Below are 12,384 nucleotides of genomic sequence, written 5' to 3'. Positions count from 1 at the left end.
GCAAGCGCCGGAGGCGGCTAGCTGGCCCGGCCTGCCACTCAGCGCGCACCTTCCCCGCGCTCTCCTACCGGGCTACGGCAGCAGGTACCACAGCGTGCTGCCTTCCACAAAGCCGACTACGCCCACGCCTTTGGCATAGTACACCCGCCGGGCCGGCTTGTTGCGCGGAAAGCTTACGTAGGGGCCCGTGGGCGGCGCCAGCTGGTTGGCTAGCCGCAGCACCGGGCCATAGGTGACGCCGCCCAGGCGCAGCGTGGGCAGCAGTTGTTGGGCCGTGTCGGCGGGGGCCTGGCCAACCACTACTTCCGACAGCGGAAAATTGCATTCAAACCCAATATCCCAGCCGAGATAGGCCGGCGGCGAGTTCCCGGTATCGTCAGCCGCCATTAGGCTGAGCAGTGTGGTGCCGCCGGTGTACAGCACCGAATCGGGCTTAGCGGCGGTGCTCGCGCCGGTGCGCACGTACCGCACGGTATCGGTGCGGTTGGCGCTCACGGTAATCATCTGGGTGCGGTATTTGGTGGGCGGGCCTAGGTACACCGGCGCATTGCCGCCCCGCGAGTATTGAATAAGCTCATCGTGTACATCGCCGATAATGTAAGTGCGCACTTGGCTCGTGCTGGCCTGGCCAAAGCGCAGCACCTGCCCCGCCTGGTAGGGCTGCCAGGCCAGCGCCTCGGCTGGCAGGCGCGTTTCGATGGTTTGGCTTTTGCACCCCGCCAGCCCGGCGCTGGCTAGCCCCACAGCGACAGCTGCGTAATACTTCTTCATAAATTCAGCAGGCCGATATGATAAGTAGAGGCCGCCAGTCGGGCCGGGGTTGCACCAGGCTAGCGAATAGCCTCCAGTGCCACCTGCTGAATCTGGGTGCGCACGTTGAGCTGGCTCAGCTTATTATTCCGCCGCGAGGGATTAACGCGGTTGGTGAGCACCACCACCACCAGCTCTTTCTCGGGGTCGACCCAGAAATAGGTGCCCGTGAAGCCCGAGTGCCCAAAGCTGCCGGCCGAGGCCCCGGGCGCGGTATTGCCCGCCGGGGGGCTAGCCGGCCGGTCGAAGGCCAGCCCGCGCCGGTTGCCGGCAAACTGCGCCCGCGCCCAGTCGGCCAGCATGGCTTTATCGAAAATCTGCTGGCCGCCGTAGCGCCCGCCCCAGGCGTAGGTTTGGGCCAGCTGGGCCACGTCGTTGGCCGAGCCAAACAGACCCGCGTGGCCCGAGATGCCGCCCAGCAGCGCCGCGCCCTCATCATCGACGTAGCCACGCAGCAGCTGGCGCCGAAACAGCGAGTCGTACTCGGTAGGCACTATGCGGCCTAGCGCGGCGTGGTGGCGCGGCTGAAAGTGCAGCCCCGACCCCAGCGGCCGGTACACTTCCTTGCTCAAAAACTGCTCGAACGACTGCCCCGTGCGGCGCTGCACGAGGTCGGGGTAGAGGTAAAAGGAGAGGTCGGAGTACACGTAGCCAGGCTTGGCATTGAGCGGCGCGGCCCCGATACGCTCGTAGATATAAGCCGGCAATTGCCGGCGGCCCCACAGCCCGCCGGCCACCGGCAGCGGGAAGCGCGCCGACGAATCGGGCCGGAACCACCGGCGGCGCAGCGCGCCATCGGCCTTGGCAAAGTCCTTCCAGAAGGGAATCCAGGCGGGCAGGCCGGCCTGGTGGGCCAGCACGTCGCGCATTTTCAAATCCGCCTTGTTGGTTTTGCGCAGGAAAGGAAAAAACTGCCCCAGCGTGCTATCGGGGCTGAACTTACCCTGCGCTTGCAGCCGGAGCAGCGCGGGCGTGGCGGCCAGCACCTTGGTGAGCGAGGCGAGGTCGTAGAGGTCGGTATTTTGCACGGGGCGGGCGCCGGGCGCCGGGCCAGTGCGCAGCGGCTGCGGCGCCGGGCTAGCCCCAGCCGGGCGGCCGGGCTCACTACCCGGCTCGCTGCCGAAGTTGCCCGCCGCCGGGGCGCTGGCACCGGGCAGCGCCGCCACCGGCCCGGCGCTGCTGCCCGTTTTCTCTTGCACCCCATAGCTTTTGCGCAGCACCACCACGCCGCGCCGGGCAATAACTACCTGCCCGCCCGGCGTGGCGCCGGCCGCCAGCGCCTGGGCCATAATGCTGTCCACGCGGGCCTCCAGGCGGGGGCTCATGCCGGCGTCTTCGGGGTTGGCATAGGCTAGCCGCAGGCCGGGCTGGGTGGTGAGGCCGAAGCCGGCGGGCAGGCTATTGCTCACCGACACGGGTAGCTTGCCGCTAGCCCCGATGCCGCCAAAAATGAGCTGCGCCGCCAGCTCCTGGGCCGACGGGCTTTCCTGATACGCCATGACTACGGCGCTGGCCCGGTCGAAGTCGCGCACCTTGGCCGCCGCGTAGGCCGAGCCGAAAATGCTGAGCACCACCCGCTGGCCGGGCTTGGTAAGCTCGCGCAGCAGCAGGTTGGCCTCGGGCGCAATGCCGAAGTTGGTGGCCGGCAGGCGGCCCAGGCTTTGCAGCGCCACCAGCACCACGTCGTAGCCAAAAAGCCTGGCCCGAATGTCCTCCAGCTCGTCCAGCGTGGGTGCGGCGGGCAGGTGAAAATGCCCGGCCTGGGCATCGTAGCTGGCCACTGCTTTTTGAAAATCGGTGGTATCGGCGGGGCTGCCGCCGAGCACGAGCGTGGCCACGCGCAGGGTATCGAGGCGCTGCAAGGGCAGCATATTGCCCTGGTTGCGCAGCAGCGTGAGGCTGCGCTCGGTGAGGCGGTGGGCCAGGTAGCGGGCGTGGGCGGGGTTGAGGTCGGCAATGATATTTTGCTCGGGCACGGGGCTAGCCCGGCGCAGGCCACTCCACTGCTTGAGGGCCAGCACGCGGCGGCAGCTTTCGTCGATGCGCGCCTGCGAGATGCGGCCGCTATCCACGGCGGCCAGCACGGTGCGCAGGGCCAGCGGCACGTTTTTGCTGAACTCCAGTACGTCGTTGCCGGCCAGCAGGGCGCGCACCTCGGCCTCGCCGGTGGGTGTCACTTTCATCACGCCCGCCATGTTCATGGCATCGGTAAATACCACGCCTCTAAAACCCAGCTGCTGGCGCAGCAGGCCCGTCACGGTGGGCTTCGACAAGGTACTAGGGCCGCGGGCAGTATCGAGGGCGGGCACATCGAGGTGAGCCACCATCATGCCGCCGATGCCGTTGGCAATCATGCTTTTGAAGGGCGGCAGCTCAAGCGAGTCGAGCCGGCCGCGGTCTACGCGCACCAGCGGCAGGGCCAGGTGCGAGTCGGCGTCCACGTCGCCGTGGCCGGGAAAGTGTTTGGCCACGGCCAGCACACCCGCATCCTGCATCCCCATCATATACAAGCGGCTGAGGCGCGACACGGCGGCCGGGTTTTCGCCCCACGAGCGGAAGCCGATAACCGGGTTGGCGGGGTTGTTATTGACATCGACCACCGGCGCGAAGTTGACTTGCATACCCAGCCGCTTGAACTGACGCGCCACCTCGCGCCCCATGTCGTAGAGGAGGGCCGAGTCGGCGGCGGGCACCGCGCCCAGGCTCATCTGGTACGGGAAGCGTAGCACGCTGTCGAGGCGCATGCCGGCGCCCCACTCGCCGTCCATGGCCACCAGCAGCGGCACGCGGCTTTCGCGCTGAAAGCGATTCAGCAGGCGCGCCTGGCGCACCGGCCCGCCCTGAAAAAATATCAGCCCGCCGATGCCGTAGTCGCGTATCAGCGTCGAGATAGAGTCTTGGTAGATAGCCGGTTTATTGGAATACGCGGCCACCATAAACAGCTGCCCCACCCGCTGCCGGGGCGTGAGCGTGCGCATGAGGCTATCGACCCAGGCCGAGTGCAGGTAGCGCAAAAAGCCGGGCTGCTGGGTGGCCGCCGCAGCTTTGGGCGGACTGGCTTTTTTCGGCTTAGCGGCTCGCCGGCGGGCGGGCGGGTTAGCCACCATTTTTTTGGAGCCGGGCCGGGCGGCCGGGCGGCGCTGGGCAAGGGCTAGCAGCGGCAAAGCCAGCAACGCCAGAAGCAGGAGATATTTTTTAGCGGACAAGCGGGGGCGGGGCAAAAAGAGAAGCCGCAAAAGTCGGCCTGAATTTGCTATTTCGCTAGCCAGGTGCCGGTTTGCCCTGGCGACAGCACCTGGGCGCTAGGCCGGCAGCAGGTCACAGTACCAGAAGCCGGCGGCAAACGGGTCATCGGCGCCCGGCGCAGGGCTAGCCGCGCTGCCTGCCGGGGGCGCATAGGTGCGGCGCACCAGCTCACCTTTGCGGAAGGCAATGGGCGCGCTGAAATAGGGCGCGTCGAACACGAAGCTGTGGTACTCGCCGTTTTCGCCGCAGGGGTCCACGCCGGGCGGCAGGTCGCGCACAAAAGCCTCGTCGAGCAGGCGCCCGCAGAAGCTGGCGTCGAGGTAGCGGTCATTCACGCACACCACAATGGCCTGAAAGCCCAGCGCCCAAAACTCGCGCAGCAGGTCAGCACTAGCCCGCTGCCACAGCGGAAACTCGCCCCGCAGCCCGGCCCGCATCAGCTGCGCCTCGCGGTAGGCGCGCAGGTCTTCCAAAAAAATATCGCCGTACACGGCCGTCGCCACGCCCTCGGCGCGTAGCGCGGCAAGGCTGGCCAGCAGCGCCTGGTCGTACTCGGGCATGGTGGGCATTTCGGGTAGCCGCAGCTGCATAAGCGGCAGGCCCAGGCGCGCGGCCTGGGTTTCGAGCAGCGCCACGCGCACGCCGTGCATCGAGATGCGCTCGTAGTGCGCATTTACGCTCGTGAGCAGGTGTGCCACGCGGTAGCCCGGCTCGTGCAGGGCGTGGTAGAGCGCCAGCGCCGAGTCTTTGCCGCCGCTCCAGCTCATCAGGGCTTGTTCGGGCATAGGGGGAGGGCTAGCTACTCGCGAAAAACGTCATGCTGAACGAAGTGAAGCATCTTGCCCGAGCCGCTGGAGGCACTACTCCAACAGTTCGAGCGAGATGCTTCACTTCGTTCAGCATGACGTTCGTTATTTATCAACTTAACGTCTTCTACTTCAGCGTAAAGGTGCTTTTGCCCATCAGGGCGCCGCCTTCGTAAAGCTCTACCGTGTGCTGGCCGATTTTGTAGTCGCCGCCCTTGGCATACACGAAGTTGAGGGCCTGCCGGGTGTTGTCAAACACCACGTCCTGCTTCATGGTGTAAAAGGCCTCCTGGCCATCTACCGTAAAGGTGCCGCCGCCGGTGCTCAGGTTGTAGAGGGCTGCGCCGTCGGGCTCCAGAATGCGTAGGTAAATAGTTTTGGTGTCCTTGGGCGTCACGTCGTTGCGGCTCAGGTTGAAGGCCACTTTCACGCGGTCTACCTTGCGGGCCTTGTACTCATCCTTGTCATCGTCCGTCTCCTTGTCCTTCTTATTGAGCACACTTACGCGAATATTGTCGGCCTGAATGCGCGAGGCTACCGTCACTTTCTCGCTCAGGTCGCGGTTGGTTTTGGCGATGGTGCTGATGGTATCCGTCAGCTTGTTTTGCTTTTCCTTGAGGGTCGTGGTTTCGGTGTAGAGGTTCTCGTTCGACTTCTGCAAGTCGGCAATCTGGTCGTCCTTCTTCTTGAGCTGGCTTTCCAGGTTGAGGGCGCGCTGCTTGAAGCGCTGCTGCTCGACCAGCGAAAACGAGCCCGCCTTAAACGAGCGCAGCTTCAGCAGGTCGGCATTGATGCCGGCAATGCGGGCTTCGAGCGAGTCGTTGCTGAGGCCCAGCTTCTGCAGGTCCTGGCTTTGGCGCTCGTAGCTGGCTTTCAGGTCTTCGTATTCCTTAATCTGGGCTTGCAGCTTGGTGTCTTTGGCCTGCACCTGAGTCGTAAGCTGGTCGTTTTCGGTCTTCTTCTGCGAATTCAAGTAAAACAAGACCCCATTGATACCGACCAGCACTAGTACGAGGGCCACCCAGAGGAGGACGCGGCTGTTGTTTTGGCGGGGTTCGGGATATTCCTGTTGAGGCTCCATAAGTGGGGTCTGGGGGGATTAGAAGTGGCAGAAAAAGGGTGGCCGCCCGGGCGGGCCGGGCAATTACCTACCTTTGTGGTGGGTAAAAATAGGCGAAATTTCCAGTTGGCTCCGGCCTTCGTTATACTTGGCTCTCATGCAAACGGTTTCCAACGCCTTCGATGCGGCCTATTGGCAGGCGCGCTACGCCACCCCCGGCCGCGCCGGCTGGGACGCCGGCCGCACCACCCCGCCGCTGCGCGCCTACTTCGACCAGCTGCCGGTGGCCAGCCAGCCGCGCATCCTCATCCCGGGGGCGGGCCGCGCCCACGAGGCCGAGTACTTGCACCGCCTGGGTTTCCGCCACGTGGTGGTGGCCGACCTGGCCCCCGAGCCACTGGCCGAGCTAGCGGCCCGCGTGCCCGACTTCCCGCAGGAAAACCTCTGGCTAGCCGACTTTTTTGCGCTGAACCCGGCCGAAAAATTCGATTTACTCATCGAGCAAACGTTTTTCTGCGCTATCGACCCCAGCCTGCGGCCGGCCTACGCCCGGCAGTGTGCCGCACTGCTGCGCCCCGGCGGCAAGCTGGTGGGCCTGCTCTTCGACACCGAGTTTGCGGGGGCTAGCGAGCCGCCGTTTGGCGGCAGCCGCGAAGAGTACCGCGCTTACTTTGCGCCTTATTTCGAGTTTATCCACTTCGACACAGCGTATAACTCGCTCGCCCCGCGGGCCGGGCGCGAGCTGTTTATTTGCCTGCAAAAAGCCGCTGCCGGCCTCTCTACTTAAGATAAATCGCCATGCAGCGCGCAGCGAAGCATCTCGCTTGGCGTAGTAATCAGTGGCGTTCGCTTACGTAGGCACGCGAGATGCTTCGCTGCGCGCTGCATGACAGACGCGATTTTCTATTATTTACTCCAACTAAAATACCCCATGCTCACGTCCCTCGCCCAAGCTCTGCCCCATTTCCGCAACACCAATTCCGGCCAGTTTTTTCTGATGGCCGGGCCCTGCGTTATCGAGGGCGAGGACATGGCCCTGCGCATTGCCGAGCGCGTGAAGCATATTACCGATAAGCTCCAGATTCCGTACATTTTCAAGGGCTCGTACCGCAAGGCCAATCGCTCGCGGCTCGATTCCTTCACGGGTATCGGCGACGAAACGGCGCTGCGCATTCTGCAAAAAGTGGGGCGCGAAATCGGCGTGCCGACCGTGACGGACATTCACGAATCGGACGAAGCCGCCTTTGCGGCTGAGTACGTGGACGTGCTGCAAATTCCGGCCTTCCTCTGCCGCCAAACCGAGCTGCTGGTAGCCGCCGCCAAAACCGGCAAAGTGGTGAATATCAAGAAGGGCCAGTTTCTGAACGGCGAGGCCATGCGCTGGGCCCTGGACAAAGTGCAGGGCGCCGGCAACCCGCACGTTATCCTCACCGACCGCGGCAACTCGTTCGGTTACAGCGACCTGGTAGTCGATTTTCGCAACCTGCCCACCATGCGCAGTTTCGGCGTGCCCGTGGTGATGGACGTGACGCACTCCTTGCAGCAGCCCAACCAGGCGAGCGGCGTCACGGGCGGCCAGCCGGCCCTCATCGAAACCATTGCCAAGGCGGCTATTGCCGTAGGTGCCGACGGCCTGTTTATCGAAACGCACCCCACACCCGCTACCGCCCTCTCCGATGGCGCCAACATGCTGGCGCTCGACAAGCTGGAAGGCCTCTTGCAGCGCCTCACCCGCGTGCGCGAGGCCGTGCGCCCCAGCGGCGACATCGACCCGCAGGGGCTGAATGCCTAGCCAGACATTAAAATAAAAACGCCCATCGGGCTAGCAGCAGCTAGCTTGATGGGCGTTTTTTAGGTTAAGTGGGTTTCAATACCGCAGCCAGAAGTCCTCGCGTCGCTGCTTTTTACGGAAGAACACCAGCCCAACGTAGAATAAATCGATGGTTACCGTCACGCTAGGATGCGCCTTGATGGCCTCCCAGGCGCGCTCCATTTCGGCTGACCAGTGGATGTCGTCGAGCACGAACACGCTGTCTTCGTGCGCCTTAGCCAGGCATTGCTCGAAGTAGCGCAGCGTGGGCTCGTAGCGGTGGTTGCCGTCGAAAAACACGAAGTCGAGCGGCTGCGCCAGGCTGGCCAGCGTGGCGGGTAGCGTGTGGTCGAGGTTCCCTTCTACCAGTTGCACGTTCTTAATATGCAGCTCGTCAAACGTTTGGCGGGCCACCGCCGCCGTGTTGGGGCAGCCTTCGAAGGTAATAACCTGGTTGCGCGAATCGGCCAGGGCCAGGTAGGCCGTAGTGAGGCCCAGCGAGGTACCTAGCTCCAGGGTGGTGCGCGGCTGAAAGTGGTTGACCAGCCGAAACAGCAGCTGCGCCAGGCGCGGCGGCTTGGCGGCGTGGCGGGCAATATCGCGCACGGGGCGCCGGCGGCCACCCGCGCCGGCCACCTGCGAGCCGGCCCCAAAATCGGTCACGTCGAGCACCTGGCCGCTGGCCAACAGCTCCTGGCGGCGCTTTTCGATGCGGGCGAAGGCAGCATACGCGCCGGTGGGACGAATGACGGTGGTGTAGAGGCCAAACACGAACGGCGAGTGCAGCCCGTGGGCATTGCCCGAGCGCAGGAGCCAGTAGCGGAGGTAAGCGAAAAGTTGGTACAAGCTTGAAAATCAGTTCATCCGGAAGGGCACAATCAGGGTAAATTCCGGGATATTGACCTGAAAGTGCTCGCCGCTCGCCAGGCGCTCCATGAGGTAGGTGCCGCGCATTTTGCCCAAGCCCGACTTCAGGTTGCAGCCGCTCACGTACTGGTGGGCCTCGCCGGGCTCGAGCACGGGGGTGCGGCCCACCACGCCCTCACCTTCCACTTCGCGCAGGCCGGTGCCCACGTCGGAAATGTACCAGTGGCGGCGCAAGAGCTTGATGGTAAACTCGCTATCGTTACGGATATCGATGCGGTAGGCAAAAACAAAGTGCTCCTGCGCGGGGCTGGAGTAGTCGGGCAGGTAGTTGGTCGTAACCGTAACGGTTACGCCCTGCGTAGTGGTAGTAGGCATAGCGGCGGCCGGCGAAATTACGCTGCCGGGGCAACAGTCGCCCCGCTCGTGTGGTTTCATGGCCTAAACGCCGCGCCGGGCTGTTTAGTTGTGGCGCGCATCCTTCTCTTCTTTCCCCCTTCCACATGGTTAAAATTGCCGAAAGCTGGCGGCCCGTGCTCGCCGACGAATTTGACAAGCCCTACTTTCAAAAGCTCACGGCCTGGGTGCGGGGCGAGTACGCCACCACCGCCGTGTACCCACTAGGGTCGCAGATTTTTCACGCCTTCGACGCCTGCCCGTTCGAGGAGGTGAAAGTCGTTATTCTGGGCCAGGACCCCTACCACGGCAAAAACCAGGCGCACGGGCTCGCCTTCTCCGTGAACGAGGGCGTGCGCACGCCGCCGTCGCTGCAAAATATTTTCAAGGAGCTGCAGGACGATATACCCGGAACGCCGGCCCCGGCCAACGGCAACCTCGACCGCTGGGCTAGCCAGGGCGTGCTACTGCTCAATGCCACCCTCACGGTGCGGGCCGCCACGCCGGGCTCGCACCAGAAAAAAGGCTGGGAAGAATTTACCGACGCCGTTATCCGCAAGGTGTCGGAGGGCCGGCCGCACGTGGTATTCATTCTCTGGGGGGCCTATGCCCAGAAAAAAGAAGAGCTGATTGATAGCAGTAAGCACTTGGTTTTGAAGGCCGCGCACCCCTCTCCCTACTCGGCCGACCGCGGGTTCTTTGGCTCCAGGCCCTTCAGCCAAACCAATGCATGGCTCTCAACGCACGGCGAAAAACCGATAGTTTGGTAAGATTAAATTCTGTCCTTGCGAGCAACGCGAAGCAATCGCACCCGAACAGCTCACTCTGAGGCGATTGCTTCGCGTTGCTCGCAAGGACAGAATAGAATTTCTGAACCACATATCACAGCAACCGCTTGATTAGGCGCAGCTTGTGGCTGTACTTCTGGCGGTCGCGGTTGAAGATGCCGTGATGGTCGAGCGGGTCGAGGCGCACCTCGCCGTGGGCGTGCAGGATAAGGCCATCGTCGAGCACCAGGCCCACGTGCACGATGGCCCCGTCGGCATTGTCGAAAAAAGCCAGGTCACCGGCTTTGGCCTGGGTCACAAAATCGACGGGCTCGCCGAGGGCAATCTGCTGCTTGGCATCGCGGGGCAGCTGAATACCGATAAGGCCATACAGCGTCTGCATCAGCCCGGAGCAGTCGATACCAAACAGATTTTTGCCGCCCCACACGTAGGGCGCCTGCATAAACTGCTGGCCCATTTTGCGCAGCAGGGCTAGCTGACGCTCAGGTGGGCAAGCATTAGCCAGGTTAGTAGCCGTACCATTGAAAAACAGCGGGTTATCATCGCCCACTTTCAAGGTCATGCCATCGAAAAAGGGCAGCCGGCACCCTAGCGTAATGGGTTGGCGCATGGTGGCACTGGATACCACCTGCACCACGTCGAGCACGCGCGGGTGGTCCTGGGCGCGCCAGGCCCGGAAATAGGAGTCGCTCACGGGGCGGTGCTGCTTGAAGTCTATCCAGCCTAGGTAGTTGTCGGCGGCGGCCTCTATGCGCAGCCAGTTGCCCTGGGTTTGCAGCACGGTGTAGCACTCGCCAAACAGCAATTCGGTGACCAGCTCGGCGCGGTCGGTGGGCTCGGCGCGGACGGGAACGGCGCTGAGCGCGCAAATACCGTGGTTCAAGTTTTAGGTTTACTAGTAATAAAGGCTACAAAGAACGTCATGCTGAACAAAGTGAAGCATCTTGCTCGTATCGTTGAATTAACAACTCTAACGGTTCCAGCAAGATGCTTCACTTTGTTCAGCATGACGGTCGTTTTTGAGCGCTAAGCTAGAGCAAGGCTAGCGGACAAAGCGCTCCATCTCGCGCTTCTGGTCTTTGGCCTTCAGGTCGTCGCGCTTGTCGAACAGCTTCTTGCCCTGAGCCAGCGCTATTTCGAGCTTGGCAAAGCCGCGGTCGGTTACGAACAAGCGCAGCGGAATGATGGTGAGGCCAGTATCCATTTTGCTGGCCAGCTGCTTCAGCTCGCGCTTGTTGAGCAGCAGCTTGCGCACGCGCATAGCATCGTGGTTGTTGTAAGTACCTGGCGTGTAAGGCGCAATGCGCACGCTGTGCACCCACAGGTCGCCCTTGTGGTCGAAGGTGCAGTAGCCATCCTGCAGGTTTACTTCGGCGGCGCGCACGCTTTTTATTTCGGTGCCATGCAGCATCATCCCCGCGTCGTACTTGGCCAGAAACGTGTATTCGTGGCTGGCGCGGCGGTTCTTGATGTTGATGGGAGCAGGAGTTTTGTCTTTCATGGAATTGCTGCTTACGCAGAACTGCGCTACTTGGCTTCGCTAGCCCCTGGGGGGCAACCGAGCCCGGCGGCTGAGGCTTAAAGGTATTGGCCTACGTCAGTTTCAGGCGCGGGTCGGGGCTGGTGAGCTGGCTGGCAAAATCGCCGGCTTCGTACTGGAAGATGGCCGCCTGGCCTACCATCGCCGCATTGTCGGTGCAAAACTGAAAGTCGGGAATAAATACTGCCCACCCTTCGGCCTCGGCCAGCGCCTGCAAACCCTGGCGCAGGCCCGAGTTGGCGGCCACGCCGCCGGCTAGGGCCACCTGGCGCAGGCCAGTGGCGAGGGCCGCTTTTTTGAGCTGGCGCAGCAGCGAGCGCACGATGGTGTGCTGAATGCTGGCGCAGAGGTCGGCCAGGTTTTCCTGAATAAAATTGGGGTTGGCAGCCGTTTCCTTTTTGAGGAAGTACAGCACCGACGTTTTCAGGCCGCTAAACGAAAAGTTGTAGCCTTCGAGTGCGCCCAGCGGAAACTCGAAGCGGCGCGGGTTGCCGGTCTGGGCCAGCTTGTCGAGGCGCGGGCCGCCGGGGTACGGCAGGCCCAGCAGCTTGGCGGTTTTGTCAAACGCCTCGCCGGCCGCATCGTCGATGGTTTGGCCCAGAATTTCCATGTCGGCGGCGCTGCGCACCACCACCAGCTGGGTGTGGCCGCCGCTCACGGTGAGGCACAGAAACGGAAAACTCGGCTTCGGGTCTTTGATAAAATGCGCCAGGATGTGCGCCCGCATGTGGTTCACGGCCAGCAGCGGCTTGCCCAGCGCCAGCGCCAGGCTTTTGGCGAAGAGGTTGCCAACCAATAAAGACCCTAGCAACCCGGGGCCCTGGGTCACGGCTACAGCGTCGAGGTCGTCCTTCGTGAGGCCCGCCTGGCGCAGCGCGGCCGTAACCACCGGCAGCAGGTGCTGCTGGTGGGCCCGCGAGGCCAGCTCGGGCACCACGCCGCCGTACTGCTCGTGCACGGCCTGGCCGGCTACCACGTTGCTCAGCAGCTGGCCATTCTGGAAAACCGCGGCCCCGGTATCGTCGCAGCTCGACTCGATGGCGAGGAGATTCATAGCTTAATTA

At 63.1% G+C, this 12,384-nt stretch carries 12 protein-coding genes; 3 read left to right on the top strand and 9 right to left on the bottom strand.

Annotated elements, in window-relative coordinates:
• Positions 1-72: 72 nt before the first annotated feature.
• The 4 genes from Q5H89_RS18520 to Q5H89_RS18505 form a co-directional block, all read right to left on the bottom strand.
• On the bottom strand, positions 73-771 hold the full coding sequence (locus Q5H89_RS18520) for a hypothetical protein (RefSeq protein ID WP_305020840.1): 699 nt from the start codon (positions 769-771) through the stop codon (positions 73-75).
• 59 nt (positions 772-830) lie between these two features.
• The gene (locus Q5H89_RS18515; protein ID WP_305020839.1) at positions 831-4,016 is read right to left on the bottom strand and encodes a glycoside hydrolase family 3 N-terminal domain-containing protein; all 3,186 of its coding nucleotides are present in this window, start codon (positions 4,014-4,016) and stop codon (positions 831-833) included.
• Positions 4,017-4,112: 96 nt separating this feature from the next.
• Positions 4,113-4,841: a Dph6-related ATP pyrophosphatase gene (locus Q5H89_RS18510; protein ID WP_305020838.1), complete on the bottom strand. Its 729-nt coding sequence runs from the start codon at positions 4,839-4,841 to the stop codon at positions 4,113-4,115.
• A gap of 148 nt (positions 4,842-4,989) precedes the next feature.
• Positions 4,990-5,943, bottom strand: coding sequence for a hypothetical protein (locus Q5H89_RS18505; RefSeq protein WP_305020837.1), 954 nt, complete (start codon positions 5,941-5,943; stop codon positions 4,990-4,992).
• A 136-nt stretch (positions 5,944-6,079) separates the two neighbouring features.
• Between Q5H89_RS18505 and Q5H89_RS18500 the strand changes: the two genes are divergently transcribed.
• The gene (locus Q5H89_RS18500) at positions 6,080-6,709 is read left to right on the top strand and encodes a methyltransferase domain-containing protein (protein WP_305020836.1); all 630 of its coding nucleotides are present in this window, start codon (positions 6,080-6,082) and stop codon (positions 6,707-6,709) included.
• Between the two features lie 144 nt (positions 6,710-6,853).
• A complete protein-coding gene (gene kdsA, locus Q5H89_RS18495) occupies positions 6,854-7,714 on the top strand; it encodes a 3-deoxy-8-phosphooctulonate synthase (RefSeq protein WP_305020835.1) in 861 nt (286 codons plus the stop codon).
• A 75-nt stretch (positions 7,715-7,789) separates the two neighbouring features.
• On the opposite strand, the gene Q5H89_RS18490 is transcribed toward kdsA, so the two are convergent.
• Both Q5H89_RS18490 and apaG read right to left on the bottom strand, forming a co-directional pair.
• Positions 7,790-8,578 carry an O-methyltransferase gene (locus tag Q5H89_RS18490; RefSeq protein ID WP_305020834.1) on the bottom strand — a complete coding sequence of 263 codons (789 nt, stop codon included), beginning with the start codon at positions 8,576-8,578 and terminating at the stop codon, positions 7,790-7,792.
• A 9-nt stretch (positions 8,579-8,587) separates the two neighbouring features.
• A complete protein-coding gene (gene apaG / locus Q5H89_RS18485) occupies positions 8,588-8,974 on the bottom strand; it encodes a Co2+/Mg2+ efflux protein ApaG (RefSeq protein ID WP_305020833.1) in 387 nt (128 codons plus the stop codon).
• A gap of 125 nt (positions 8,975-9,099) precedes the next feature.
• On the opposite strand from apaG, the gene Q5H89_RS18480 reads away from it, so the two are divergent.
• The gene (locus Q5H89_RS18480) at positions 9,100-9,762 is read left to right on the top strand and encodes a uracil-DNA glycosylase (protein WP_305020832.1); all 663 of its coding nucleotides are present in this window, start codon (positions 9,100-9,102) and stop codon (positions 9,760-9,762) included.
• Positions 9,763-9,874: 112 nt separating this feature from the next.
• Here the strand turns inward: Q5H89_RS18480 and Q5H89_RS18475 are convergent, their stop codons facing one another.
• From Q5H89_RS18475 to tsaD, 3 genes are all read right to left on the bottom strand, one after another.
• Positions 9,875-10,663 (bottom strand): C40 family peptidase, encoded by a 789-nt coding sequence (locus Q5H89_RS18475; RefSeq protein ID WP_305020831.1) that lies wholly within the window; start codon positions 10,661-10,663, stop codon positions 9,875-9,877.
• 159 nt (positions 10,664-10,822) lie between these two features.
• The gene (smpB, locus tag Q5H89_RS18470) at positions 10,823-11,281 is read right to left on the bottom strand and encodes an SsrA-binding protein SmpB (protein ID WP_305020830.1); all 459 of its coding nucleotides are present in this window, start codon (positions 11,279-11,281) and stop codon (positions 10,823-10,825) included.
• A 91-nt stretch (positions 11,282-11,372) separates the two neighbouring features.
• The gene (gene tsaD, locus Q5H89_RS18465) at positions 11,373-12,374 is read right to left on the bottom strand and encodes a tRNA (adenosine(37)-N6)-threonylcarbamoyltransferase complex transferase subunit TsaD (RefSeq protein ID WP_305020829.1); all 1,002 of its coding nucleotides are present in this window, start codon (positions 12,372-12,374) and stop codon (positions 11,373-11,375) included.
• Between the last annotated feature and the right edge of the window lie 10 nt (positions 12,375-12,384).

Origin of the sequence: Hymenobacter cheonanensis, from assembly GCF_030581075.1 — a bacterium.
Taxonomy (GTDB): Bacteria; Bacteroidota; Bacteroidia; order Cytophagales; family Hymenobacteraceae; genus Hymenobacter.
Note: the sequence above shows the minus strand (reverse complement) of the source record. Positions and strands in the feature narration are given on the sequence as shown.